The sequence below is a fragment of the Escherichia sp. E13S3 genome, from assembly GCF_004212325.1.
In the GTDB taxonomy this organism is placed as follows: domain Bacteria; phylum Pseudomonadota; class Gammaproteobacteria; order Enterobacterales; family Enterobacteriaceae; genus Escherichia.
Genome location: NZ_RHJR01000012.1, coordinates 140,804 through 167,393 on the forward strand (window position 1 = coordinate 140,804; position 26,590 = coordinate 167,393).

25 protein-coding genes, 2 pseudogenes and 1 other annotated feature are annotated in these 26,590 nt (G+C 49.5%); of the genes and pseudogenes, 14 read left to right on the plus strand and 13 right to left on the minus strand.

What is annotated here, in order from left to right; genetic code table 11:
* Positions 1–73 precede the first annotated feature (73 nt).
* The 3 genes and pseudogenes from D9597_RS12805 to rnm form a co-directional block, all read right to left on the minus strand.
* Positions 74–1,952 (minus strand): annotated as a pseudogene (locus tag D9597_RS12805) (DUF2207 domain-containing protein).
* A gap of 27 nt (positions 1,953–1,979) precedes the next feature.
* On the minus strand, positions 1,980–2,600 hold the full coding sequence (locus D9597_RS12810; RefSeq protein ID WP_001516499.1) for an L-threonylcarbamoyladenylate synthase: 621 nt from the start codon (positions 2,598–2,600) through the stop codon (positions 1,980–1,982).
* Entirely contained in the window at positions 2,597–3,478 is an 882-nt protein-coding gene (gene rnm, locus D9597_RS12815; protein ID WP_001285663.1) for an RNase AM, read from the minus strand. The genes D9597_RS12810 and rnm overlap by 4 nt, the downstream gene beginning before the upstream one ends.
* A gap of 137 nt (positions 3,479–3,615) precedes the next feature.
* Between rnm and trpL the strand changes: the two genes are divergently transcribed.
* The 6 genes from trpL (at position 3,616) to trpA (ending at position 10,282) form a co-directional block, all read left to right on the plus strand.
* On the plus strand, positions 3,616–3,660 hold the full coding sequence (gene trpL / locus D9597_RS12820) for a trp operon leader peptide (protein WP_001700591.1): 45 nt from the start codon (positions 3,616–3,618) through the stop codon (positions 3,658–3,660).
* Positions 3,637–3,730, plus strand: a sequence feature (Trp leader region). (Overlaps the previous gene by 24 nt.)
* Positions 3,731–3,751: 21 nt before the next feature.
* The gene (trpE, locus tag D9597_RS12825) at positions 3,752–5,314 is read left to right on the plus strand and encodes an anthranilate synthase component I (RefSeq protein ID WP_130222785.1); all 1,563 of its coding nucleotides are present in this window, start codon (positions 3,752–3,754) and stop codon (positions 5,312–5,314) included.
* Positions 5,314–6,909 (plus strand): bifunctional anthranilate synthase glutamate amidotransferase component TrpG/anthranilate phosphoribosyltransferase TrpD, encoded by a 1,596-nt coding sequence (trpD, locus tag D9597_RS12830; RefSeq protein ID WP_000763524.1) that lies wholly within the window; start codon positions 5,314–5,316, stop codon positions 6,907–6,909. Before trpE ends, trpD begins: the two co-directional genes overlap by 1 nt.
* Complete coding sequence (gene trpCF / locus D9597_RS12835) at positions 6,910–8,271, plus strand: bifunctional indole-3-glycerol-phosphate synthase TrpC/phosphoribosylanthranilate isomerase TrpF (RefSeq protein WP_205712911.1); 1,362 nt, start codon at positions 6,910–6,912, stop codon at positions 8,269–8,271.
* A gap of 11 nt (positions 8,272–8,282) precedes the next feature.
* Positions 8,283–9,476 (plus strand): tryptophan synthase subunit beta, encoded by a 1,194-nt coding sequence (gene trpB, locus D9597_RS12840; protein ID WP_000209509.1) that lies wholly within the window; start codon positions 8,283–8,285, stop codon positions 9,474–9,476.
* Positions 9,476–10,282, plus strand: a complete 807-nt coding sequence (gene trpA, locus D9597_RS12845; RefSeq protein WP_130222787.1) for a tryptophan synthase subunit alpha — start codon at positions 9,476–9,478, stop codon at positions 10,280–10,282. The genes trpB and trpA overlap by 1 nt, the downstream gene beginning before the upstream one ends.
* Positions 10,283–10,332: 50 nt before the next feature.
* On the opposite strand, the gene ompW is transcribed toward trpA, so the two are convergent.
* On the minus strand, positions 10,333–10,986 hold the full coding sequence (gene ompW / locus D9597_RS12850; RefSeq protein ID WP_130222789.1) for an outer membrane protein OmpW: 654 nt from the start codon (positions 10,984–10,986) through the stop codon (positions 10,333–10,335).
* Between the two features lie 218 nt (positions 10,987–11,204).
* Here ompW and D9597_RS23330 point away from each other — a divergent pair.
* From D9597_RS23330 to yciA, 4 genes and pseudogenes are all read left to right on the plus strand, one after another.
* Positions 11,205–11,402 (plus strand): annotated as a pseudogene (locus tag D9597_RS23330) (YkgJ family cysteine cluster protein); the annotation flags it as partial.
* Between the two features lie 27 nt (positions 11,403–11,429).
* The gene (locus tag D9597_RS12855; protein ID WP_130208877.1) at positions 11,430–12,173 is read left to right on the plus strand and encodes a YciC family protein; all 744 of its coding nucleotides are present in this window, start codon (positions 11,430–11,432) and stop codon (positions 12,171–12,173) included.
* 29 nt (positions 12,174–12,202) lie between these two features.
* Positions 12,203–12,742, plus strand: coding sequence for a septation protein A (locus D9597_RS12860; protein ID WP_000808667.1), 540 nt, complete (start codon positions 12,203–12,205; stop codon positions 12,740–12,742).
* A gap of 104 nt (positions 12,743–12,846) precedes the next feature.
* A complete protein-coding gene (gene yciA, locus D9597_RS12865; RefSeq protein WP_130208879.1) occupies positions 12,847–13,245 on the plus strand; it encodes an acyl-CoA thioester hydrolase YciA in 399 nt (132 codons plus the stop codon).
* A 40-nt stretch (positions 13,246–13,285) separates the two neighbouring features.
* Here the strand turns inward: yciA and tonB are convergent, their stop codons facing one another.
* On the minus strand, positions 13,286–14,005 hold the full coding sequence (gene tonB / locus D9597_RS12870) for a TonB system transport protein TonB (protein ID WP_064528843.1): 720 nt from the start codon (positions 14,003–14,005) through the stop codon (positions 13,286–13,288).
* A gap of 223 nt (positions 14,006–14,228) precedes the next feature.
* On the opposite strand from tonB, the gene D9597_RS12875 reads away from it, so the two are divergent.
* Together D9597_RS12875 and kch are read left to right on the plus strand one after the other, a co-directional pair.
* Positions 14,229–14,525 (plus strand): YciI family protein, encoded by a 297-nt coding sequence (locus D9597_RS12875; RefSeq protein ID WP_000967595.1) that lies wholly within the window; start codon positions 14,229–14,231, stop codon positions 14,523–14,525.
* 302 nt (positions 14,526–14,827) lie between these two features.
* Positions 14,828–16,081, plus strand: a complete 1,254-nt coding sequence (gene kch, locus D9597_RS12880; RefSeq protein WP_130222791.1) for a voltage-gated potassium channel protein — start codon at positions 14,828–14,830, stop codon at positions 16,079–16,081.
* 54 nt (positions 16,082–16,135) lie between these two features.
* Here kch and D9597_RS12885 read toward each other — a convergent pair whose 3' ends face one another.
* Entirely contained in the window at positions 16,136–16,309 is a 174-nt protein-coding gene (locus D9597_RS12885) for a YciY family protein (RefSeq protein ID WP_122983112.1), read from the minus strand.
* Positions 16,310–16,451: 142 nt separating this feature from the next.
* On the opposite strand from D9597_RS12885, the gene cls reads away from it, so the two are divergent.
* Together cls and D9597_RS12895 are read left to right on the plus strand one after the other, a co-directional pair.
* On the plus strand, positions 16,452–17,912 hold the full coding sequence (gene cls / locus D9597_RS12890) for a cardiolipin synthase (protein ID WP_130222793.1): 1,461 nt from the start codon (positions 16,452–16,454) through the stop codon (positions 17,910–17,912).
* Positions 17,913–17,946: 34 nt separating this feature from the next.
* The gene (locus D9597_RS12895) at positions 17,947–18,276 is read left to right on the plus strand and encodes an HI1450 family dsDNA-mimic protein (protein WP_000366958.1); all 330 of its coding nucleotides are present in this window, start codon (positions 17,947–17,949) and stop codon (positions 18,274–18,276) included.
* Positions 18,277–18,331: 55 nt separating this feature from the next.
* Here the strand turns inward: D9597_RS12895 and D9597_RS12900 are convergent, their stop codons facing one another.
* The 7 genes from D9597_RS12900 to ychE all read right to left on the minus strand — a co-directional run bounded on the left by D9597_RS12900 (position 18,332) and on the right by ychE (position 26,189).
* Positions 18,332–19,177, minus strand: a complete 846-nt coding sequence (locus tag D9597_RS12900; RefSeq protein WP_130222795.1) for an ion transporter — start codon at positions 19,175–19,177, stop codon at positions 18,332–18,334.
* Between the two features lie 49 nt (positions 19,178–19,226).
* Complete coding sequence (gene oppF / locus D9597_RS12905; protein WP_130222797.1) at positions 19,227–20,231, minus strand: murein tripeptide/oligopeptide ABC transporter ATP-binding protein OppF; 1,005 nt, start codon at positions 20,229–20,231, stop codon at positions 19,227–19,229.
* Positions 20,228–21,241: a murein tripeptide/oligopeptide ABC transporter ATP-binding protein OppD gene (gene oppD / locus D9597_RS12910; RefSeq protein ID WP_130208888.1), complete on the minus strand. Its 1,014-nt coding sequence runs from the start codon at positions 21,239–21,241 to the stop codon at positions 20,228–20,230. Before oppD ends, oppF begins: the two co-directional genes overlap by 4 nt.
* A gap of 11 nt (positions 21,242–21,252) precedes the next feature.
* Positions 21,253–22,161, minus strand: coding sequence for an oligopeptide ABC transporter permease OppC (oppC, locus tag D9597_RS12915; RefSeq protein WP_000979659.1), 909 nt, complete (start codon positions 22,159–22,161; stop codon positions 21,253–21,255).
* 14 nt (positions 22,162–22,175) lie between these two features.
* Complete coding sequence (gene oppB, locus D9597_RS12920) at positions 22,176–23,096, minus strand: oligopeptide ABC transporter permease OppB (protein ID WP_001516507.1); 921 nt, start codon at positions 23,094–23,096, stop codon at positions 22,176–22,178.
* A gap of 85 nt (positions 23,097–23,181) precedes the next feature.
* Complete coding sequence (gene oppA / locus D9597_RS12925; protein WP_130208890.1) at positions 23,182–24,813, minus strand: oligopeptide ABC transporter substrate-binding protein OppA; 1,632 nt, start codon at positions 24,811–24,813, stop codon at positions 23,182–23,184.
* Positions 24,814–25,541: 728 nt separating this feature from the next.
* Complete coding sequence (ychE, locus tag D9597_RS12930) at positions 25,542–26,189, minus strand: NAAT family transporter YchE (protein WP_000616766.1); 648 nt, start codon at positions 26,187–26,189, stop codon at positions 25,542–25,544.
* Between the last annotated feature and the right edge of the window lie 401 nt (positions 26,190–26,590).

Here is a 26,590-nt window from a genome sequence, read left to right on the forward strand (position 1 = left end):
CGGCCTGGCTTTGAGGCGCAACATACTACACTATCTTTATGGTTAAAGCTTGTTTCGATTAACGTCGATTTGGTTACCAACCGCCTCCGCCACCAGCGCCAGAACCACCACCGGAATAGCTCCGCCCCAACAAACTGGTATAGGCCCCGCAACTCAGGTGCGTCTGCAATGATAATAAAACGCCGTTACGGGCAATCTCTGGGGCACAAATCGCCGAAGAAAGCGAAGGGGCAATGCGTAACGCCCATTCCCTCCCCAAATTTGCCGATATAGCCCAACCTAACAACGCGTAATCCAGTTTCCGTGTTTCCCCTTTCCGCCGCCGCCCACTGTGTGTTGCCTCCTCTTTACGCGCAAGATAGTTAACGATAGCTTCACCGTGGGCATAACGTTGCTGCCCAGTTTGAGTAAACTTTGGCAGAAAAATATACCCCATGCCAGTGAGATAACCGGTCAGGAAAACAGCGCTAAAATAACCCGCTGGCATATACCAGTAAAAGAATACATCTCCGACATTGATATAGAGAGAATAGAAGGCCACGCCTGAACAAATCAGTGGTAAAAACAAAGTGATGATTACACGATTAACGCAAGGCTTGTCATCATCGCGGGCAAACAAAAGCTCAAGGGAACAAAATAAAAAAGGAAGAAGCCAGCAGATCATAATAAACATATCGCCCACCAGACTCATTCCTGCACAACCTACGGGACTCAGGTTACCGTAGAGAATGACCGCCAATATCGCCATTCCGCCCCATTGCAAAAACGCATCAGGTCGGTAAAACGAAGACTTTTTACGCGGCAGATAAAATTTCTGCATCCGTAAAAATGCTCTGCGTAAGACTCTGTTGCGCCTCCCCGTAAGGACGACCTTATCGCCTTTACGAAATAGCGCTTCCAGTAATAACTGTTCGGTGGGCAGTAATACCGCATTATTTCTGGTCGCGCCTTCATTAACACGAATCAGGGTTTGCTGATTTTTGTCATACTGATCTTCCAGATGAATTTTTCCTTTCACAATCAGATTTACGATATCGGCACAAAAACCTTTATCGTCGTAAACCAGTTTCGCATCGAGACGTAACATGCCGGGCGTGTAATCTGGCGGAATGACATCGGTTTCAATCACATCTACCGGCGTAAATTGCGGCCTGCGCATCCAGAGATATAACCATCCACATACCAGGAGCAAACACGGTAACCAAATGATAAGAGACGATGTTGAGGGCCAAAAAAGATGGCTATAAATATTCGTCGTGTGTTGTGCCGGGGCATTATCCAGCAAGGCATGAGGCCAGCGGTAGAGTACCGTGAAGTCTTCACGATAAAACGGATCGCGGGATTCAATTCTTCCGTCCTCAAGGATGCGGCCATTTCGATATGTGTCGCCCTCATCTCCGGTAAAGAGATCGATTTCATTAAATGGATTACCCGCAATATTAGAGAACTTGAGTGAAAATCGAGTCTTATAGATTTCAAACGGCCAGTTGTTACCGGTCACGTTCCAGATTAGCAGGTCAGAATCACCCTCGCGCAGGAAAGCATTTTTAACCTGATAATGAATTTGATAATGATAGTCGCCTTGAGGCAAGAAACGTTGTTTATCGCCCACGACAATACTCATTAACCCGATATGCCAGTCAAGATGCCAGGGTTCAGGAACGCCGTCACGGGTGACGCCAACAATACGATAGTTCAGCAGTGCAGCGTCCCCATTAGACTGCATCCATAGTCGCGGTAAATCACGAGAAAATCCGTGCTTAAGCTGCTCGCGCCTGAAAATAAATGTTCTCTTTGATGTCGAGCACCCCATCCAGTTGCAGAGTGGCTTCAACACCAAAGAGCGAGCTCCCTTCTTCATATGAAGGGAGCTCCGTGTTTTTCGCATAACTCAACGAAGAGAAAAAAAGCCCAACTATCAACAGCAAAATGCAGCGATATATCCCTGCCATAGTCTTCCATCCGTGGAACGCAATTTGTTATAAGAAAGGCTTCACATCACCTACGCCTTCACGCACCACGACCGGCGTATCATCGGTAAGATCAATGACCGTTGTCGGTTTCTGCCCGAGATAGCCGCCGTGGATAATCAAATCCACCTGTTTTTCCAGACGGTCTTTAATTTCTTCCGGATCGGATTCGGTAAATTCGCTGCCCGGTAGCATCAGCGATGTGGAAAGCATCGGTTCGCCCAAAACTTCAAGCAACGCCTGCGCAATCGGGTTAGAAGGCACACGCATCCCAATGGTTTTGCGTTTTTCCTGCAACAGACGGCGTGGCACTTCCTTCGTCCCCTTCAGGATGAAGGTATAGTTGCCCGGCGTGTTGTTTTTCATTAAACGAAACGCAACGTTATCCACGAATGAATAGGTCGAGAGTTCAGAAAGATCGCGACACATCAGGGTAAAGTTGTGACCGTCCGGCAGCTGGCGAATACGACAAATACGCTCCATCGCGTTTTTATCTTCAATTTTACAGCCGAGCGCATAGCCGGAATCAGTTGGATAAACAATCACCCCGCCTTTACGCACGATCTCCACCGCCTGGTTGATCAGACGTTGCTGCGGGTTATCAGGATGAATATAAAAAAACTGGCTCATAATTCCCTCTCTGTGGTGTTCTGCGGCTGTTCCCATAGCTGCCAGACGCCTTCAACGCCTGCGGGCAGCCAGAGTTTACGACCCAGTTCGATCCACGGGCATGGCTGATGAAAATCAGATCCTTGTGATGCCCATAAATGATGCTGGCGGGCAAGTGTCGCCAGCTGGGTGCGTTCATTGGGCGATTGCTGGCACTGCGCGACTTCCATCGCGTCGCCGTGGTGTTCGGCAAAATGCGCAACCAATCTTTTCAGCCATTTAGCACTAAGATTGTACCGCCCAGGATGAGCTAGCACCGCCTTACCGCCAGAATGATGAATGACATCAATAGCTTGTTCTATTGTACACCACTGTGGCGGAACGTATCCGGTTTTCCCGCGCGCCAGATACTTTTTAAAGACATCCGCCATTGAACTGGCTTTGCCGCACTCCACCAGGAAACGCGCAAAATGACCGCGCGTCACCGCGCCGCCCTGCGCCAGTCGTTGCGCGCCTTCCAGCGCCCCTGGTATTTGCGCTTTTTCAAGTCTTTCGGCAATTAGCTGCGCCCGCTGATTGCGCCGTTCTGTCTGCTGCGCGAGGAACTCACACATTAGCGGATGAGTAATATCAATATTCAGCCCGACAATATGAATTTCATGATTTTCCCAGACCGTGGAAATTTCCACGCCGGGAATAAGATTCAGCGCCAGTCCCGAACGTGAAATTTCCTCTCTTGCTGGCGCGATTGCAGCTGTGGTGTCATGGTCGGTGATCGCCAGGGTGCCAACGCGCATCTCGACTGCACGGTGCACCAATGCTTCTGGCGTCAGGCAGCCATCGGAAGCTGTGGTGTGGCTGTGCAGGTCGTAAATCACTGCGTAATTCGTGTCGCTCAAGGCGCACTCCCGTTTTGGATAATGTTTTTGGCACCGACATCATAACGGTTCTGGCAAATATTCTGAAATGAGCTGTTGACAATTAACCATCGAACTAGTTAACTAGTACGCAAGTTCACGTAAAAAGGGTATCGACAATGAAAGCGATTTTCGTACTGAAAGGTTGGTGGCGCACTTCCTGAAACGGGCAGTGTATTCACCATGCGTAAAGCAATCAGATACCCAGCCCGCCTTATAAGCGGGCTTTTTTTTGAACAAAATTAGAGAATAACAATGCAAACACAAAAACCGACTCTCGAACTGCTAACCTGCGAAGGCGCTTATCGCGACAACCCGACCGCGCTTTTTCACCAGATGTGTGGGGATCGTCCGGCAACGCTGCTGCTGGAATCCGCAGATATCGACAGCAAAGATGATTTAAAAAGCCTGCTGCTGGTAGACAGTGCGCTACGCATTACAGCATTAGGTGACACTGTCACAATTAAAGCACTCTCACGCAATGGCGAAGCCCTGTTGACACTACTGGATAACGCCCTGCCTGCGGGTGTGGAAAATGAACAATCACCAAACTGCCGTGTGCTGCGCTTCCCCCCTGTCAGTCCACTGCTGGATGAAGACGCTCGCTTATGCTCCCTTTCGGTTTTTGACGCTTTCCGCTTATTGCAGAATCTGTTGAATGTACCGAAGGAAGAACGAGAAGCAATGTTCTTCGGCGGCCTGTTCTCTTACGACCTTGTTGCGGGGTTTGAAGATTTACCGCAATTGTCAGCGGAAAATAACTGCCCTGATTTCTGTTTTTATCTCGCTGAAACGCTGATGGTGATTGACCATCAGAAAAAAAGCACCCGCATTCAGGCCAGCCTGTTTGCTCCGAATGAAGAAGAAAAACAACGTCTCACTGCTCGCCTGAACGAACTACGTCAGCAACTGACCGAAGCCGCGCCGCCGCTGCCGGTGGTTTCCGTGCCGCATATGCGTTGTGAATGTAATCAGAGCGATGAAGAGTTCGGTGGCGTAGTGCGTTTGTTGCAAAAAGCGATTCGCGCCGGAGAAATTTTCCAGGTGGTGCCATCTCGCCGTTTCTCTCTGCCCTGCCCGTCACCGCTGGCGGCCTATTACGTGCTGAAAAAGAGTAATCCCAGCCCGTACATGTTTTTTATGCAGGATAATGATTTCACCCTGTTTGGCGCGTCGCCGGAAAGTTCGCTCAAGTATGACGCCACCAACCGCCAGATTGAGATCTACCCGATTGCCGGAACACGCCCACGCGGTCGTCGCGCCGATGGTTCACTGGACAGAGATCTCGACAGCCGCATCGAACTGGAGATGCGTACCGACCATAAAGAGCTGTCTGAACATCTGATGCTGGTGGATCTCGCCCGTAATGATCTGGCACGCATTTGCACCCCTGGCAGCCGCTACGTCGCCGATCTCACCAAGGTTGACCGTTATTCCTATGTGATGCACCTCGTCTCTCGCGTAGTCGGCGAACTGCGTCACGATCTTGACGCCCTGCACGCTTATCGCGCCTGTATGAATATGGGGACGTTAAGCGGTGCGCCGAAAGTACGCGCTATGCAGTTAATTGCCGAGGCGGAAGGTCGTCGCCGCGGCAGCTACGGCGGCGCGGTAGGTTATTTCACCGCGCATGGCGATCTCGACACCTGCATTGTCATCCGCTCGGCGCTGGTGGAAAACGGTATCGCCACCGTGCAAGCCGGTGCTGGCGTAGTCCTTGATTCTGTTCCGCAGTCGGAAGCCGACGAAACCCGTAATAAAGCCCGCGCTGTACTGCGCGCTATTGCCACCGCGCATCATGCACAGGAGACGTTCTAATGGCTGACATTCTGCTGCTCGATAATATCGACTCTTTTACTTACAACCTGGCAGATCAGTTGCGCAGCAATGGTCATAACGTGGTGATTTACCGCAACCATATTCCGGCGCAGACCTTAATTGAACGTCTGGCGACCATGAGCAATCCGGTGCTGATGCTTTCTCCGGGGCCAGGGGTGCCGAGTGAAGCGGGATGTATGCCAGAACTGCTCACCCGCTTGCGTGGCAAGCTGCCAATCATTGGCATTTGCCTCGGACATCAGGCGATTGTCGAAGCTTACGGGGGCTATGTCGGTCAGGCGGGCGAAATTCTTCACGGTAAAGCGTCGAGCATTGAACATGACGGTCAGGCGATGTTTGCCGGATTAACAAACCCGCTGCCGGTGGCGCGTTATCACTCGCTGGTTGGCAGTAACATTCCGGCAGGTTTAACCATCAACGCCCATTTTAATGGCATGGTGATGGCGGTGCGTCACGATGCGGATCGCGTTTGCGGATTCCAGTTCCATCCGGAATCCATTCTCACTACCCAGGGCGCTCGCCTGCTGGAACAAACGCTGGCCTGGGCGCAGCAGAAACTAGAGCCAACCAACACGCTGCAACCGATTCTGGAAAAACTGTATCAGGCGCAGACGCTTAGCCAACAAGAAAGCCACCAGCTTTTTTCAGCGGTGGTGCGTGGCGAGCTGAAGCCAGAACAGCTGGCGGCGGCGCTGGTGAGCATGAAAATTCGCGGCGAGCACCCAAACGAAATCGCCGGAGCAGCAACCGCGCTGCTGGAAAACGCCGCGCCGTTCCCGCGCCCTGATTATCTGTTTGCCGATATCGTCGGTACCGGCGGTGACGGCAGCAACAGTATCAATATTTCTACCGCCAGTGCGTTTGTCGCCGCGGCCTGTGGGCTGAAAGTGGCGAAACACGGTAACCGCAGCGTCTCCAGTAAATCTGGCTCGTCGGATCTGCTGGCGGCGTTCGGTATTAATCTTGATATGAATGCCGATAAATCGCGCCAGGCGCTGGATGAGTTAGGCGTCTGTTTCCTCTTTGCGCCGAAATATCACACCGGATTCCGCCACGCGATGCCGGTTCGCCAGCAACTGAAAACTCGCACCCTGTTCAACGTGCTGGGGCCACTGATTAACCCGGCGCATCCTCCACTGGCGTTAATTGGTGTCTACAGCCCGGAACTGGTGCTGCCGATTGCCGAAACCTTGCGCGTGCTGGGGTATCAACGCGCGGCGGTGGTGCACAGCGGCGGGATGGATGAAGTTTCATTACACGCGCCGACAATCGTTGCCGAGCTGCATGACGGCGAAATTAAGAGCTATCAATTGACCGCTGAAGATTTTGGCCTGACGCCCTACCACCAGGAGCAACTGGCAGGCGGAACACCGGAAGAAAACCGTGACATTTTAACACGCTTGTTACAAGGTAAAGGCGACGCCGCCCATGAAGCAGCCGTCGCTGCGAACGTCGCCATGTTAATGCGCCTGCATGGCCATGAAGATCTGCAAGCCAATGCGCAAACCGTTCTTGAGGTACTGCGCAGTGGTTCCGCTTACGACAGAGTCACCGCACTGGCGGCACGAGGGTAAATGATGCAAACCGTTTTAGCGAAAATCGTCGCAGACAAGGCGATTTGGGTAGAAGCCCGCAAACAGCAGCAACCGCTGGCCAGTTTTCAGAATGAGGTTCAGCCGAGCACGCGACATTTTTATGATGCGCTACAAGGCGCGCGCACGGCGTTTATTCTGGAGTGCAAAAAAGCGTCGCCGTCAAAAGGCGTGATTCGTGATGATTTCGATCCGGCACGCATTGCCTCGATTTATAAACATTACGCTTCGGCAATTTCGGTGCTGACCGATGAGAAATATTTCCAGGGGAGCTTTGATTTCCTCCCCATCGTCAGCCAAATCGCCCCGCAGCCGATTTTATGTAAAGACTTTATTATCGACCCTTACCAGATCTATCTGGCGCGCTATTACCAGGCCGATGCCTGCTTATTAATGCTTTCTGTGCTGGACGACGAACAATATCGCCAGCTCGCTGCCGTCGCCCACAGTCTGGAAATGGGCGTACTGACCGAAGTCAGTAATGAAGAGGAGCTGGATCGCGCCATTGCGTTGGGGGCAAAAGTTGTCGGCATCAACAACCGCGATCTGCGTGATTTGTCGATTGATCTCAACCGTACCCGCGAGCTTGCGCCGAAACTGGGACACAACGTGACGGTAATCAGCGAATCCGGCATCAATACTTACGCTCAGGTACGTGAGTTAAGCCACTTCGCTAACGGCTTTTTAATTGGTTCGGCGTTGATGGCCCATGACGATTTGAACGCCGCCGTGCGCCGGGTGTTGCTGGGTGAGAATAAAGTGTGTGGCCTGACTCGCCCACAAGATGCCAGAGCCGCTTATGACGCGGGCGCGATTTACGGTGGATTGATATTTGTTACAACGTCACCGCGTTGCGTCAGCGTTGAACAGGCGCAGGAAGTGATGGCTGCGGCACCGTTGCAATACGTTGGCGTATTCCGCAATCACGATATTGCCGATGTGGTGGACAAAGCTAACGCGTTATCGCTGGCAGCAGTGCAACTGCATGGTAATGAAGATCAGCAATATATCGACGCACTGCGTGACGTGCTGCCCGCTAACGTTGCCATCTGGAAAGCATTGAGCGTCGGTGAAACTCTTCCCGCGCGCGATTTTCAGCACGTCGATAAATATGTTTTCGACAACGGCCAGGGTGGAAGCGGGCAACGTTTCGACTGGTCACTGTTAAACGGTCAATCGCTTGGCAACGTCCTGCTGGCGGGTGGCTTAGGCGCAGATAACTGCGTGGAAGCGGCACAAACCGGCTGCGCCGGGCTTGATTTTAATTCTGCTGTAGAGTCGCAACCGGGCATCAAAGACGCACGTCTTTTGGCCTCGGTTTTCCAGACGCTGCGCGCATATTAAGGAAAGGAACAATGACAACATTACTTAACCCGTATTTTGGTGAGTTTGGCGGCATGTACGTGCCACAAATCCTGATGCCTGCTCTGCGCCAGCTGGAAGAAGCTTTTGTCAGCGCGCAAAAAGATCCTGAATTTCAGGCCCAGTTCAACGACCTGCTGAAAAACTATGCCGGGCGCCCAACCGCGCTGACCAAATGCCAGAACATTACGGCTGGCACGAACACCACGCTGTATCTGAAGCGCGAAGATTTGCTGCACGGCGGCGCGCATAAAACCAACCAGGTGCTGGGCCAGGCTTTACTGGCGAAGAGGATGGGTAAAACCGAAATCATCGCCGAAACCGGTGCTGGTCAGCATGGCGTGGCCTCGGCACTTGCCAGCGCCCTGCTCGGCCTGAAATGCCGTATTTATATGGGTGCCAAAGACGTTGAACGCCAGTCGCCTAACGTTTTTCGTATGCGCTTAATGGGGGCGGAAGTGATCCCGGTACATAGCGGTTCCGCGACGCTGAAAGATGCCTGTAACGAGGCGCTACGCGACTGGTCCGGCAGTTATGAAACCGCGCACTATATGCTGGGCACCGCAGCCGGCCCGCATCCTTATCCGACCATTGTGCGTGAGTTTCAGCGGATGATTGGCGAAGAAACCAAAGCACAGATTCTGGAAAGAGAAGGTCGCCTGCCGGATGCCGTTATCGCCTGTGTTGGCGGCGGTTCGAATGCCATTGGCATGTTTGCTGATTTCATCAACGAAACCGACGTCGGCCTGATTGGCGTAGAGCCTGGTGGTCACGGTATCGAAACCGGCGAGCACGGCGCACCATTAAAACATGGTCGCGTGGGCATTTATTTCGGTATGAAAGCGCCGATGATGCAGACCGAAGACGGGCAGATTGAAGAATCTTACTCCATTTCTGCCGGGCTGGATTTCCCGTCCGTCGGCCCGCAACACGCATATCTCAACAGCATCGGTCGCGCTGATTATGTTTCAATTACCGATGATGAAGCACTGGAAGCCTTTAAAACGCTGTGCCTGCACGAAGGGATTATCCCGGCGCTGGAATCCTCCCACGCTCTGGCCCATGCGCTGAAAATGATGCGCGAAAACCCGGAAAAAGAGCAGCTACTGGTGGTTAACCTTTCCGGTCGCGGCGATAAAGACATCTTCACCGTTCACGATATTTTGAAAGCACGAGGGGAAATCTGATGGAACGCTACGAATCTCTGTTTGCCCAGCTGAAGGAGCGCAAAGAAGGCGCATTTGTTCCTTTCGTCACACTCGGTGATCCGGGCATTGAGCAGTCGCTGAAAATTATCGATACGTTGATCGAAGCCGGTGCTGACGCGCTGGAGTTAGGCATCCCCTTCTCCGACCCACTGGCAGATGGCCCGACGATTCAAAACGCCACACTGCGTGCCTTTGCGGCGGGTGTGACCCCGGCGCAGTGCTTTGAGATGCTGGCACTGATTCGTCAAAAACATCCGACCATTCCTGTTGGCCTGCTGATGTATGCCAACCTGGTGTTTAACAAAGGCATTGATGAGTTTTACGCTCAATGTGAAAAAGTCGGCGTCGATTCGGTGCTGGTTGCCGACGTGCCAGTGGAAGAGTCTGCGCCCTTCCGCCAGGCAGCACTCCGTCATAATGTCGCGCCTATCTTTATCTGCCCGCCGAATGCTGATGATGATTTGCTACGCCAGATTGCCTCTTACGGTCGTGGTTACACCTATTTACTGTCGCGTGCGGGCGTGACCGGAGCGGAAAACCGCGCGGCATTACCGCTCAATCATCTGGTCACGAAGCTGAAAGAATACAATGCTGCGCCTCCATTGCAGGGCTTTGGTATTTTCGCCCCAGATCAGGTAAAAGCAGCAATTGATGCAGGAGCTGCGGGCGCGATTTCTGGTTCTGCAATTGTTAAAATCATCGAGCAACATATTAATCAGCCAGAAAAAATGCTGGAAGCACTGAAAGCTTTTGTACAACCGATGAAAGCAGCTACACGAAGTTAATTTGAGACAAACCGCCAGAATATATCTGGCGGTTTATTGATGGTAAAAAATTAGAAGCGGTAACCCGTAGAGAACATAAATACCCATGGGTCGAGGCGTACGTTGTCAGAATAGCGTCCTGCAGGCAGCACTGCGCCATTGGATTTATATTTCACCTCAGTGTCGATATCCATGTACCAGACCGACATATTAAGCAACCAGTCACGGTTGATGAGATAATCCAGACCTACTTGTCCCGCCACGCCCCATGAATCCTTCAGACTAAGGTCGGATAAACCAAGACCTTCACCGGTGTCATTGAAGTCATTATTAAAAAAGGTAGTGTAGTTAATACCCGCACCAATGTAAGGACGGAATTTACTGCCGGAATCGCCAAAATACCATTGTGCCATCAGTGTTGGCGGTAAATGGTGGACTGTCGCAATATCTCCAGTTGTGGCTGTGCCAACCTTATGACGAAACGGCGATGCCGCCAGCAATTCCACACCAATGTTATCAGTCGCCATATAGGTGAAGGTCAGGCCCAGTTGGGTGTTATTGGTCACGCTAAAGCCACCCAGGCTTCCCAGAGTTCCATCCGCGCCTTCCGTTGGACGTACCGTTGCCGAACCTGCACGAATAAAGAACTCGCCTGCTTCGTGAGCATAGACGCTACCAGAGAGAAGTGTACTGACTGCCAATGCCGCCACTGTTAATTTTTTCATATTCGCTCCGTCGTTATGGTTATAAAAACGTGACGAATATACCTACATTGGAGTAACAAATGATCCTACATAGATCACATTGCATTCGCTAAATGACCATTTATTGATCTGGATTAATTTAGAAGTTGTATCGCAAATCCTGGTTAATGTGATTCAAATCAATTTGAATGCTTTCCATCTCCAAAAGTATTCTTTTGCTACCTTATTGGCCTTTTAAGCAGGCGGTAAGTTGCGGTATTTATGCAAACAGCCCTTCTGCTTGTCAGGAATTTGTCGTGTCCGGAGAAAGCAATGGATCCTGTGATCGCACCCACGCACGCTGTGGATTACCTGCGCTTTACAAAGATATGCTTTTCCATACAAGTCGTGATGCTGCCACTGAAGGGATAACCAGGGTACAATTGCCCGCTAATTAACACCTGCATAAAACTCAAGGAGAGTGCATGTCTATCACGGCGCAGTCCGTATACCGTGACACCGGAAATTTCTTCCGTAATCAATTTATGACCATTCTGTTGGTATCGTTGCTTTGTGCATTTATCACAGTGGTGTTAGGACATGTTTTCTCACCCAGTGACGCACAGCTTGCGCAGCTCAATGACGGCGCGCCCGTTAGTGGCGGCGGTGGGTTGTTCGATCTGGTGCAAAATATGTCCCCGGAACAGCAACAAATTTTGCTGCGTGCTTCCGCTGCGTCCACTTTTTCAGGATTAATCGGTAACGCCATACTCGCCGGAGGCGTAATATTAATCATCCAACTGGTGTCCGCGGGTCAGAGAGTCAGTGCGCTACGCGCTATTGGTGCCAGTGCGCCGATATTGCCAAAGTTATTTATTCTGATTTTTCTGACTACCCTTTTAGTACAGATTGGCATCATGCTGGTGGTCGTTCCGGGAATTTTAATGGCCATTTTACTGGCACTGGCGCCGGTGATGTTGGTGCAGGATAAAATGGGCGTTTTCGCCTCTATGCGCAGCAGTATGCGGCTGACATGGGCGAATATGCGTCTGGTGGCACCTGCAGTACTAAGCTGGTTACTGGCAAAAACACTGTTGCTGCTGTTTGCCTCTTCGTTTGCCGCATTAACCCCGGAAATTGGTGCCGTACTGGCGAATACCTTAAGCAACCTGATTTCAGCCGTATTGCTTATCTATCTGTTCCGCCTGTACATGTTGATTCGCCAATAACCTGAAGTATTTGATTACGGAATCGTAAAATGAAGCAGTTTCTTGATTTTTTACCGCTGGTTGTCTTCTTCGCGTTCTACAAAATTTATGACATCTATGCGGCAACTGCGGCGCTCATCGTCGCCACGGCGATTGTGCTTATTTATAGCTGGGTTCGCTTCCGGAAAGTTGAGAAGATGGCCCTGATCACCTTCGTTCTGGTGGTTGTTTTCGGTGGTCTGACGCTGTTCTTCCACAATGATGAGTTTATTAAATGGAAGGTCACTGTCATCTACGCTCTGTTTGCCGGTGCTTTGTTGGTTAGCCAATGGGTAATGAAAAAGCCGCTGATTCAGCGCATGCTGGGTAAAGAACTCACTCTACCGCAGCCGGTGTGGTCGAAACTGAATCTGGCCTGGGCAGTCTTCTTTATTCTTTGCGGCTTGGCGAATATCTACATCGCATTCTGGCTACCGCAAAACATTTGGGTCAACTTCAAAGTGTTCGGTCTGACCGCCCTCACCTTAATCTTCACACTGTTAAGCGGTATTTATATCTACCGCCATATGCCGCAGGAAGATAAATCATAATCTGTCTGCCGGCCCTTCGGGGCCGGCGCTGCATATCCTCTGTTCTCATTTGGAAAATCATAGTAGCATCGCGCCTGTGATTTTCCTTTTATGTCGGTTTTACCATGTCTACAACACCTAACGTCCCTCAGGGCGATCTTGTTTTACGTACTTTAGCCATGCCTGCCGATACCAATGCCAATGGCGATATCTTTGGTGGTTGGTTGATGTCGCAGATGGATATTGGCGGTGCCATTCTGGCAAAAGAAATTGCCCACGGTCGCGTCGTGACCGTGCGGGTTGAAGGAATGACTTTCTTACGACCAGTTGCGGTTGGTGATGTGGTGTGCTGCTATGCGCGCTGTCTCCAAAAAGGGACGACATCAGTCAGCATTAATATTGAAGTATGGGTGAAAAAAGTGGCGTCTGAGCCGATTGGGCAGCGCTATAAAGCGACGGAAGCGTTATTTAAGTATGTTGCCGTCGACCCTGAAGGAAAGCCTCGTGCCTTACCTGTAGAGTAATAGTCAAAAGCCTCCAGGTTGGAGGCTTTTGATTTTCAGGTTATTGAATTTCGGTGGTGCCGTTAATTTTAAACAGGATATTTACCACAATCCCACTTCCGGGTTTGCCCGGCTCATAACGCCATCTGCGCATCGCGTTTTTCACTTCGCGCTCAAACATGTTCGCCGGTTTGGCTGAAAGAATTTGTACGTTATCCACGCGACCATCCGGTGTGACGTCAAATTTAACTTTAACCTGCCCTTCAATGCGTAGTGCCTGCGCGCGCGCCGGATACTGCGGTTGATTACGGCTTAATGCCCGTGGACCAGACGCGACACTTGTGACCGGTTTGCTGGTTGCAGCCGTTGCCGTACTTGATGTCGGGCGAGCTGGTGCCGTATTTTCAAACGGTGACGCCGGACGTGACTCTACCGGTTTGACATCACGTTTCGGCTGCTCCTGTACCTTTTTCACCGGCTTCGGTTTTGGCTTAGGTTTCGGCTTCGGCTTTTCAATGACTACCGGAGCTTCTTTTGGCGGTTCTGGTATCGGCTCAGGCTCCGGTTCTGGCTCCACCACTGGTTCCGGCGGCGGTTGAACGGCTTGTGGCGGCTCAAGTTCGGCCGGGGCAACCATGGTGACAGAAATCGGCTGCGCGGGCGCAGGTAGTTCAATAACCTGATGTACCGAGGTATAGAGTAGACCCGCCACAACAGCACCATGAATGCAGACCGAAAGTAACGTCGGCCAGGGGAAGCGGCGAGGTAAATCAAGGGTCATTGAAGTCATAATCGTTTCAGTAAAAAAACCAGGCCTCGATTTTAAATGCAAATAGCAATCATATTCAATAAGGCAAGGCGATCAGGATCAGTGAAAACGCAATTTTTGGCGCTGTTAACCTTACTTTTAGTGACGCCTTAACAAAGACATCATCTTTCCGTTGCAGATCTTCGCCCTTTCAAATAACGTACTTTATAACTTTTCCGAACAAGGAGTTGTGCCCGTGTTGTATGTTATTTACGCTCAAGACAAAGCCGATAGCCTCGAAAAGCGCCTTTCCGTTCGTCCGGCACATTTAGCGCGTTTGCAGTTACTGCATGATGAAGGGCGTCTGCTGACCGCCGGTCCAATGCCAGCGGTAGACAGTAACGATCCAGGCGCCGCAGGATTTACTGGCTCAACCGTTATTGCTGAATTTGAATCGCTGGAAGCAGCCCAGGCATGGGCAGATGCCGATCCGTACGTGGCAGCGGGAGTCTATGAGCACGTTTCCGTGAAACCCTTTAAGAAAGTGTTCTGAATATCAACATCCAGGGGCGCGGTGACAGAAACCGTGCTCTTGTTTTTTCTTTATATTTACCGATGCCCCCAATCCACCACCACAAACAGATAATAACTTTATCTGTATCTCCCTATATACCCTCGGCATCTCCGTCTAAAAATGACAAAATTTCTCTGCCTGATTCGGTTTTGATCAATCAAAACCTTTGATTGCTGCGGATAAAGTCATCTACTATGGTTTAACACATTCACGTGCCGCATGTTTTTCACATTCTGTACGCGTGAAGATAATTAAACAAAATTGTGGTTACAGAGGTATCAGTGAGTCACTGGGCTACATTCAAGCAAACAGCGGTAAATTTATGGGTGACCCTGCGGCACGATGTTATCGCGCTGGCGGTCCTTTCAAATGGATTGCTTATTTTTAAAACAATTTATGGCATGTCGGTCAATCTGCTCGATATTTTCCATATCCAGGCGTTTTCAGAACTTGACCTCTCCTTGCTGGCCAATGCGCCACTGTTTATGCTCGGCGTCTTTCTTGTTTTGAACTCGATCGGCTTGCTATTTCGGGCAAAGCTGGCATGGGCTATCAGTATCATTTTATTGCTGATAACGCTGATTTACACCCTGCACTTTTATCCCTGGCTGAAATTCAGCATTGGTTTTTGCATCTTTACCTTGATAATTTTGTTGGTGCTGCGTAAAGACTTCTCTCACAGTAGTGCTGCAGCCGGGACAATTTTTGCTTTTATTAGTTTTACGACGTTACTGTTTTACTCTACCTACGGCGCCCTTTATTTAAGCGAAGGTTTTAATCCGCGAATAGAGAGTCTAATGACCGCGTTCTATTTTTCGATAGAAACTATGTCAACCGTGGGCTACGGCGATATCGTCCCGGTTTCTGAATCAGCGCGCCTGTTTACTATTTCGGTCATTATTTCCGGTATTACCGTTTTTGCCACCTCCATGACCTCGATTTTCGGCCCGCTTATCCGCGGAGGATTCAATAAACTTGTGAAAGGAAACAATCATACAATGCGTCGTAAAGATCACTTTATTGTTTGCGGGCATTCCATTCTGGCAATCAACACGATTCTGCAACTGAATCAACGCGGACAAAACGTCACGGTTATCAGCAACCTGCCAGAGGATGACATAAAACAGCTTGAACAAAGACTCGGTGACAATGCCGATGTTATCCCCGGTGACAGCAATGACAGTTCAGTACTAAAAAAAGCGGGAATTGATCACTGTCGGGCTATTCTGGCGTTAAGTGATAATGACGCCGATAATGCTTTTGTCGTTCTGTCGGCGAAAGATATGAGCAAAGATGTTAAAACCGTGCTTGCCGTCAGTGATAGCAAAAACCTGAATAAGATTAAGATGGTGCATCCGGATATTATTCTTTCACCGCAGCTATTTGGTAGCGAGATACTGGCGCGTATTCTCAATGGGGAAGAAATTAATAATGACATGCTCGTCTCGATGTTGCTGAACTCCGGGCATGGCATTTTCAGCGATAACAATGACGACGAAGCCAAAACTGACAACAATGAATCTGCGCAAAAATAGATTTTAACGGCGGAAAGATAATCTTAATGGGCACCGCGTTGGTGCCCAGAACATTTAGATATTGTAGATCGCAAACAATAACGAGTTTCGCTGTTTGTTTAGAAGGCACTTCCTGATGCTGTGGATCCGCATATTTCGGCGTGACTGCCCCTCAAGCCAACGCGATTTCCGTCGGCTAGCCTGACGCTGCATGCGCCAGCGCCCCACTTCCGTTCTACTCCGCTTCATGTTAACTACTCTATGCAATAACAGAGCGGTCATTATACCCCCGGTCCCGACGCTGACCAGTGCTTTTACCGCGTTTTTATTTGCCAGATGAATCCATATGCGTAAACTCATAACAATGCGCTTTCAAAAGGATTTCTAATCTATGACAACCGTTTATACGTTGGTGAGTTGGTTGGCCATTCTGGGATACTGGTTGCTCATTGCAGGCGTAACTTTACGCATTCTAATGAAACGACGCGCAGTTCCCTCCGCCATGGCCTGGCTGTTGATCATTTACATTCTGCCGTTGGTCGGAATTATTGCTTATCTGGCTGTTGGCGAACTCCACTTAGGCAAACGCCGTGCCGAACGCGCCAGAGCGATGTGGCCTTCCACGGCGAAATGGCTTAACGATCTTAAAGCCTGTAAGCATATTTTTGCTGAAGAAAATAGCAGCGTCGCTGGACCGTTATTCAAGCTCTGTGAGCGTCGTCAGGGGATCGCCGGGGTCAAGGGTAATCAACTGCAACTGATGACCGAGTCTGATGATGTGATGCAGGCGTTAATCCGCGACATTCAACTCGCTCGCCATAACATTGAGATGGTGTTTTATATCTGGCAACCAGGCGGTATGGCAGACCAGGTGGCAGAATCTTTGATGGCCGCAGCACGACGCGGTATTCATTGCCGATTAATGCTCGACTCTGCAGGGAGTGTTACTTTTTTCCGTAGCCCGTGGCCAGAGTTAATGCGAAATGCCGGTATCGAAGTGGTCGAGTCCTTAAAGGTTAACCTGATGCGCGTATTCTTACGCCGCATGGACCTGCGCCAGCACCGCAAGATGATCATGATCGATAACTACATTGCCTACACCGGCAGCATGAATATGGTCGATCCGCGCTTCTTCAAACAGGATGCGGGCGTAGGACAATGGATTGATCTGATGGCTCGCATGGAAGGCCCTATCGCCACCGCGATGGGAATTATCTACTCTTGCGACTGGGAGATTGAGACGGGAAAACGTATTTTACCACCACCGCCTGATGTCAATATTATGCCGTTCGAGCAGGCCAGCGGTCATACGATTCATACCATCGCTTCCGGCCCGGGATTCCCGGAAGACCTGATCCACCAGGCTTTGCTGACTGCAGCTTATTCAGCTCGTGAATATTTAATCATGACGACGCCCTACTTCGTCCCCAGCGATGATTTACTTCACGCAATCTGCACGGCGGCGCAACGCGGGGTTGATGTCAGTATTATTTTGCCGAGGAAAAATGACTCAATGCTGGTAGGCTGGGCCAGTCGCGCATTCTTTACAGAACTACTTGCTGCTGGGGTTAAGATTTATCAGTTTGAAGGTGGGTTACTGCATACCAAGAGCGTGCTGGTCGATGGCGAATTAAGTCTGGTTGGCACCGTTAACCTCGACATGCGTAGTCTGTGGCTGAATTTTGAAATCACGCTGGCTATCGACGATAAAGGTTTTGGTGCCGATCTGGCTGCCGTTCAGGACGACTACATTTCTCGTTCGCGTCTGCTCGATGCGCGGCTGTGGTTAAAACGTCCACTCTGGCAACGTGTCGCCGAGCGACTGTTTTACTTCTTCAGCCCGTTGCTGTAAAACGTCGCCAACAGAGATTAAACAGGTAGTGACTATGGATATGGATTTAAACAATCGCCTGACTGAAGATGAAACGCTTGAGCAGGCCTACGATATTTTTCTCGAACTGGCCGCTGATAATCTCGATCCGGCTGATGTTCTGTTGTTCAATCTGCAGTTTGAAGAGCGCGGTGGTGCAGAGTTATTTGATCCGGCGGAAGACTGGCAGGAACATGTTGATTTCGACTTGAACCCGGACTTTTTTGCCGAAGTGGTGATTGGTCTGGCAGACAGTGAAGATGGCGAAATCAACGATATTTTCGCCCGTATTTTGTTATGCCGCGAAAAAGATCACAAACTATGCCATATTATCTGGCGGGAATAACGCTTGCCATCGGATGTGACGTAGCTGCGTCACATCCGTTCTTCCTTTTACACATCTACCTTTCCCCTCCTCCCAGTTCATTGCCACAAATACGACAATACTTCGCATCGTGTGCATGATGTTGGGTATTGCATTTAGGACAACAGAGAAGTTTTTTAGTCTGTTCAAGTTCACTGGTGAGTTGCGCAGTAATAATCCCCGTCGGAATTGCAATGACTGAGTAGCCAATCAAGATTAATACCGAGGCCACCATCCTTCCTGCCTCAGTATGCGGCGTAATATCGCCATATCCAACGGTGGTCACGGTCACTATCGCCCAGTAAACCGCTGTACCCAGCGAGTTAAATCCGTTTGATGCGCCTTCTATGGCATACATTAACGCCCCAGCGACGATCATCACAATGGCAATAAAAGCATAAAAAAGAATCAACTGATGTCGGGCATTTTTTATCGCCCGCCATAAACTGTTTAAGGCTGGCATAAAACGAAGAAGGCGTAAAATTCGCAACGCGCGAATAGCTCTCATCGCTCGCCAGGCAAATAAATAAGTAAAACCAATTTCAGGCCATAGCCAGATGACATACAGCGGCAAAATGGTGGTCAGATCGATAAATCCCCAAAAGCTAAAAACATAACGTACCGGATTCGGCCAGGTTAATATTCGCAGGAAATACTCGATCGTGAAGACGAAGGTAAAGAACAGTTCTATCCAGACAAAGACATGCCATTCGTCGTAGGTTAACTGAAATTGCGATCCAATGCCGGATTCTATGAAAACAACGCCTACGCTTAACAGTGCGAGGAAACCAAACAGTGCCTCGCATCTTCTCCCGGTTTTTGTATGCCGATCAAAAAGAAAATGATAAACCCGCTGGCGATAGCCTGAAAGATATCCTGTCACCTGCGCCTCCCATGAAAAAGGGCCGGCAATTTGCCAGCCCTTAAACGGTTTATAACGGATCGACTTTCAGGCAAGAAACGGCATGTCTGAAACTCCCCTCCAGCACAGGTCGTGTTTTGGCACACTCCGGACCGGCAATCGGGCAACGAGTGCGGAACACACAACCAGAAGGCGGGTTGATGGGCGACGGTAATTCCCCTTCCAGTAACTGGATAGATTTATTCTTCTCCAGATCAGGGTCTGGAATGGGGACTGCCGACATCAATGCTTTGGTATAGGGATGCAACGGATTGTGGTAGACCTCATCATACGTCCCCAACTCTACCGCATGGCCGAGATACATCACCAACACGCGATCGGAAATGTGTTTTACCACGGCCAGATCGTGAGCGATAAAAATTAATGACAATCCCATCTCACGTTGCAACTGCTGGAGTAAATTCACCACCTGCGCCTGGATTGACACATCCAGTGCCGACACCGGTTCGTCGCAGATAATCAGCTTCGGTTCGAGGATAAGCGCACGCGCAATCCCGATACGCTGACACTGACCGCCTGAGAACTCATGCGGATAGCGGTTAATCAGGTTAGGTAGCAAGCCGACTTTCATCATCATCACCTTCACGCGCTCGCGAACTTCCTGGCGTGACATTTTCGGATGATAGGTACGCAGCGGTTCAGCGATGATCTCGCCGATGGTCATACGCGGGTTTAGCGATGCCAACGGGTCCTGGAAAATCATCTGAATATCACTGCGAACGGCACGCCATTCATCGGGCTTCATGCCCAGCAACTCTTTACCTAACCAGGCAACATGACCGTCGGTAGCTTTGACCAAACCGATGATGGCACGGGCAAAGGTGGACTTTCCACAACCTGATTCCCCTACGACGCCCAACGTTTCCCCTTCATATAACCTGAGCGTCACACCATCAACGGCCTTAAGGGTTTTCGGCGGTTGCCAGAACCACTGTTTGCCATCTTTGATCTCAAAGTGCACTTTCAAATCGGCAATTTCGAGGAGGACTTTTCTTCCTTCGGTTACAGCATTCATAACAGTTCCTCCACCGGTTTAAAGCAGGCACGCAGTCGGCCTGGCGTGAACTCTTCCAGCGGCGGCGCGCTACTGCAAATCTCCATCGCATACGGACAACGCGGCTGGAACGGGCAACCTTTCGGCAAACGTAGCAGGTTTGGCGGGTTACCCGGGATGGTCAACATAGTTTCACCTTCCGCATCAAGACGCGGCACCGCATTGAGTAAACCGATAGAATAAGGATGAACGGGTTCATAAAAGACATCGCGCGCGTTGCCATATTCCATCGTGCGCCCAGCGTACATCACCAGAACTTTGTCACAGATCCCCGCAACCACACCGAGATCGTGGGTGATCATGATAATGGCAGTATTAAATTCCCGCTTCAGTTCATTCAATAGCGTCATGATCTGCGCCTGTACTGTCACGTCCAGCGCAGTAGTCGGTTCATCGGCAATCAGCAATTTAGGTCGACACAGCAACGCCATCGCAATCATCACACGCTGACGCATGCCGCCAGAAAACTCATGAGGGAACATCTTCATGCGCTTACGCGCTTCTGGCATTTTCACCGCATCGAGCATTCGTACCGATTCTTCAAACGCTTCGGCCTTGCCCATACCTTTATGCAGCATCAGCACTTCCATCAACTGCTCGCCGACGCGCATGTATGGATTTAACGAGGTCATCGGGTCCTGAAAAATCATCGAGATTTGTTCAGCGCGCAGTTTATTAAGTTCACGTTCTGGCAGATTGAGGATTTCGCGCCCATTAAAGGTTGCCGATCCACCAATGCGTCCGTTAGCCGCCAGCAGCCCCATTAAAGCAAACGCGGTTTGCGACTTACCGGAGCCAGATTCGCCAACGATACCCAGCGTTTCCCCGGCACGCAGGGAAAAATTTAAATCATTGACCGCCGTGACGTCACCGTCCGGGGTACTAAATGTCACTCGCAAATCTTTCACGTTCAGCAGTGCGTCAGCCTGTTGCTGTGCGAGCGGCACGGTTGCAGTTTCAATTACGCTCATGGCTGCACTCCTTAACGATCTTTCGGGTCGAGGGCATCACGCAAGCCATCGCCGATAAAGTTGAAACAAAACAGTGTCACCACAAGGAAACCTGCCGGAAATAGCAGCAACCACGGAGAGACTTCCATCGAGTTCGCACCATCACTGAGCAATGCGCCCCAACTACTTAATGGCTCTTGCGTACCCAGTCCCAGGAAGCTAAGAAAAGACTCAAAGAGGATCATGCTGGGTACCAGCAGAGAGGCATAGACCACTACCACACCAAGCACGTTCGGCACAATGTGGCGAATCACAATGCCGGGCGTAGATACACCGCCAACTTGTGCCGCCTCAATAAACTCTTTGCGCTTCAGACTAAGGGTTTGACCACGCACGATACGTGCCATGTCCAGCCAGGAAACCATCCCAATCGCTACGAAAATCAGCAGGATGTTTTGGCCGAAAAAGGTCACCAGCAAAATGACGAAGAACATGAACGGAAAGGAGTTGAGGATTTCCAGCAGGCGCATCATTACGGAATCCACCTTGCCGCCAAGATAACCGGAAAGTGAACCATAAAGCGTTCCTACGACTACTGCCACCAACGCTGCAGCAACACCAACCATTAATGAGATGCGCCCACCAATGGCAACGCGCACCAGCAGATCGCGACCGGAAGAGTCAGTACCAAAGTAGTGACCAGATTCCATATCCGGGGCGCTGGACATCATCGCCCAGTCGGTGTCGTCATAGGCAAATTGCGAGAGCATCGGCGCCAGGATAACAAACAGTGCAATAAGCACCAGTACAATCAGACTGGCCACTGCTGCACGGTTATGCATAAAACGTCGACGTGCGTCCTGCCATAAACTGCGGCCTTCGACCTCCAGCTTTTCACTGAAATTCTCCAGCGTCTCGCTGTTTTTCTTACTTAACATCATCGCGAGCTCCAGTATCAGTAACGGATTTTCGGGTCGATAACCGCATATAGCACATCGACAATGGCATTGAACAAAATGGTTAAAGCACCAACCAGAATGGTCAGGCTTAACACCAATGAATAGTCACGGTTCAAGGCACCATTAACAAACAATTGTCCGATGCCCGGCAAACCGTAAATGGTTTCGATAACCATAGAACCGGTGATAATGCCAACAAATGCGGGTCCCATATAAGAAAGCACCGGTAGCAACGCGGGCTTTAATGCGTGGCGGAAAATAATGCGCCGCATGGGCAGACCTTTCGCGCGTGCGGTACGAATGAAGTTCGAGTGTAAAACTTCAATCATCGATCCACGGGTGATACGCGCAATACTGGCGATATAAGCCAGTGATAAGGCAACCATCGGCAGGATCATAAATTTCAGCGCCCCACCATTCCAGCCACCGCCCGGTAGCCAATGCAAAATGATCGCGAATATCATGACTAATAATGGCGCAACGACAAAGCTTGGTATAACCACTCCCGTCATAGCCAATCCCATGACGGTATAGTCCCATTTGGTGTTTTGTTTTAATGCGGCAATAACGCCAGCACTAACGCCCAGTACCACTGCGAGGAAAAATGCAGCAGCGCCCAGTTTTGCTGAAACGGGGAAACTGGATGCGACCAGGTCATTGACCGAATAATCTTTATATTTAAATGAAGGGCCGAAATCGCCATGAGCCAGTTGTTTCAGATAGCTGAAATACTGCGTCATGATGGGATCATTAAGATGATATTTCGCTTCAATATTGGCCATTACTTCTGGCGGTAACGTACGTTCGCCGGTAAAGGGACTTCCCGGCGCGAGGCGCATCATAAAGAACGAAATAGTAATAAGAATAAATAGCGTCGGAATCGCTTCCAGACAGCGACGTAGAATAAATTTTAACATTGCCGTACCTTCTGGCCTGTGCCTTCTGTAATGCGATAAAAAGCAGACACCGTGGAGCAGGATACACCTGCCCCACGCATTGCCATTAGTGCTTCACAATGTACATATTTCGGGTGTAGGTATTATCCAACGGATCTTTACCGGTATAACCCCCAACCCACGGTTTTACCAGACGCGCGTTCACGTAGTAATAAACCGGAACAATGGCCGAATCTTTATCCAACTGTTGCTCTGCTTTCGTGTACAGCGCCGTGCGCTGCGCCTCGTCTGTAGCTTTCAGGGTTTCCGCCATAATGCTGTCAAAGGCCGGGCTCTTATAATGCGCGGTGTTCATCGAACTGTTCGACAGCATGGTGTTCAGGAAGGAAGTTGGTTCATTATAGTCTGCACACCAGCCTGCACGGGCCACATCGAAAGTACCCTGGTGGCGGGTATCGAGGAATGTTTTCCATTCCTGGTTAACCAGTTTAACGTCCACGCCGATATTTTTCTTCCACAGTGAAGAGGCGGCAATCGCCAGCTTTTTATGCAGATCGGACGTGTTATATAACAGATTAATCGTTAGCGGTTTGTCTGCGGTATAGCCCGCTTCTGCCAGCAGTTTTTTCGCTTCTTCGTTACGTTTTTCCTGGCTCCAGCCAAACCATTCTGGTTGCGTCAGTTTTGCGCCATCGGTATATGGTGGCGTGTAACCATAGGCCGGCATATCGCCCTGCGCTTTGACTTTATTAACAATGATATCGCGATCCATACCCAGTTTCAGTGCGGTACGCACACGCACATCATTGAATGGCGGTTTCTGGTTGTTAATCTCGTAATAGTAAGTGCACAGGTATGGATCAACGTGAACTTCGTTCGGGATTTCTTTTTTCAGTTTCTGGAACAGTTCGATCGGCATGTTGTTATAAGTCATATCGATTTCGCCGCTACGATAACGGTTAACATCGGTGACTTCAGAAGCGATCGGTAAATAGGTCACCTGGTTAATTACCGTTTTAGCGTTATTCCAGTAGGTCGGGCTGCGCTCAAGAACGATACGTTCGTTAACAACCCAATCTTTTAATGTATAGGCGCCGTTAGTAACGATATTGCCTGGCTGGGTCCATTTTTCGCCAAATTTCTCAATAGCGGCTTTTGGCACCGGGGAAGTAGATGGGTGAACCAGTAACTTATAGAAGTACGGAACAGGTTCACTTAAGGTGACTTCTAATGTGTGGTCATCGAGGGCTTTAACACCGAGATCGGTAATTGGTTTCTTCCCCTCCAGTATTTCATCAATACCCGCAATATGCCCGTATTGTAAGTAGCTTGCGTAGGGAGAAGCGGTGTTCGGATCAACAGAACGTTGCCAGCTATACACAAAGTCTTGTGCCGTGACTGGCGTGCCGTCAGACCATTTCGCATCTTTACGCAGGTGGAACGTCCAGACTTTAGCGTCTTTGTTATCCCAGGATTCAGCCACGCCAGGGGCCGGATGACCATCAAGATCGCTAACCAGCAAACCTTCAAACAGGTCACGGCTGATATTAGACTCAGGAACCCCTTCAATTTTGTGCGGATCTAATGACTGAACTTCAGAACCATTGTTGCGTACCAGCGTTTGTTTTTCCGCTAGTGTGACTCCTGCAGGTACATCAGCTGCCAGTGCGATATTCCCTGCCATAAGCGCAGCCAGAACGCCTGCTGCCACTAAACTTCTCTTGGTGATGTTGGTCATTGTGTTTTGGACTCCCTCATTATAATTACTGGTTTTTACCAGCATGTGTAATCCCGGATTAGGATACCTGTACAGCTCGGAGACTTTTTGCTGCCAGGTTGCTTTATCGTTACTAATTGCTATCACCGACTTTATTTATTCTGGTGATTCAGATGACCACCTTATGTCGATTCTTACTGTGTCTCCCCTGTCGAGACACATTATTTTTTGCAGCGTCTTTTAATCGCAAATCATTCTCATTGCCAATAAAAATCGCCAAACGGTTGGCCGAAAAGTATCAAATGCCCTTCTTGCCCGCCAATACATTTTGCAAAATTGTTACGCAATTCTCTTTTACTAACCATACCAGTACGTATACCCCTCGTTATCCAATCAATAAAATAATTTAAAAACAAAGGGATATAACTAAAGAAAGCAATACTGCCTTTTCCGGTTATAGTCCAGACAGAAAATGCGCACAATAATTTAACAATTGAATGCTATTTAGCACTTTTCTCTGCCAAAGGCAGTAGAATTACTAATATCATTTCAATTATTCTTCAGCAAGGCCCAGGATTATGATGTGATGAAAATAACATGATGATGCGGATCGCCAGATAAGGATAGTCTTATAACCATCTGTAAAATGGGAAAAAAATTATCTATTTCTTTTGTTAACTGCGTTGGGTTGCAGTAAAAATAATGATGAAAGAAACGGAGCATCATGACTCCGTTTCATATGAAAGGAATTAATTGAGCAGACCAGGGAAAATCCCTTTGATACCATTGACGATAAATTCAATCCCTAATGCCATTAGCAATAACCCCATAATCCGGGTAATGACGTTGATGCCAGTCTGACGCAGAACCCTCACCAGCCAGGGTGCCATGCGGAATAGCCCCCAGCAACATAAAGCGAACAACGCGATTGCTACAAAAAAACCGAACAGATAACCAATGCTGTGATAACGCGTTCCCCATACGATGGTTGAACTGATTGCCCCTGGTCCTGCCATCAGAGGTAATGCGAGCGGTACAACGCCAATGCTTTCACGAATTGCGGTTTCTGATTTTTCTTGTTTGTTCTGTTTATCCTCACCAAGCTTACCGCTGATCATCGACATTGCAATTGTCACGACCAGTATGCCGCCTGCGATGCGGAACGAATCAATAGATATTCCAAAAAGTTGCAGAATCGTGTCGCCGAGAAACAGTGCGATCCACAAAATAATGGCTACAGACAAGTTGGCGGTCAGATTTGTTTTGTTTCTCGCTGCCGCAGTCTGATAGCTGGTCATACTGATGAACACGGGGATGATCCCTACCGGGTTAACCAGCGCAAATAACCCGATGAAAAACTTAAAATAAACGGGAAAATCAAAAAGTGTCTGAATCACGGTTAGCTCCGAAGCAAAAGCCGGATAATGTTATCTTTAAACAAGGGTAAAAATACGTGCTGACAATACGCCTTTTGTCAGCATTTTTCACCTCCTAACTATCTAAAATTACTATCATTCATTATTGTTATCTAGTCGTACAAAACATGCTAAGGTAGCCAACAATTAATACTACAATTTATTAACTATTAGCTATTATGGCTAAAAGCGGAGCTGAAAGGTGTCAGCTTCGCGAAATTTTGATCTGGATCACTTAATCGGTACCCAGAAGTGAGTAATCTTGCTTACGCCACCTGGAAGTGACGCATTAGAGATTAATGACTCTAATGTTTAAACTCTTTTAGTAAATCACAAGTGAGTGTGAGCACGAGTAAGATTTTGATTTTCAAAGGTTAAGCAAA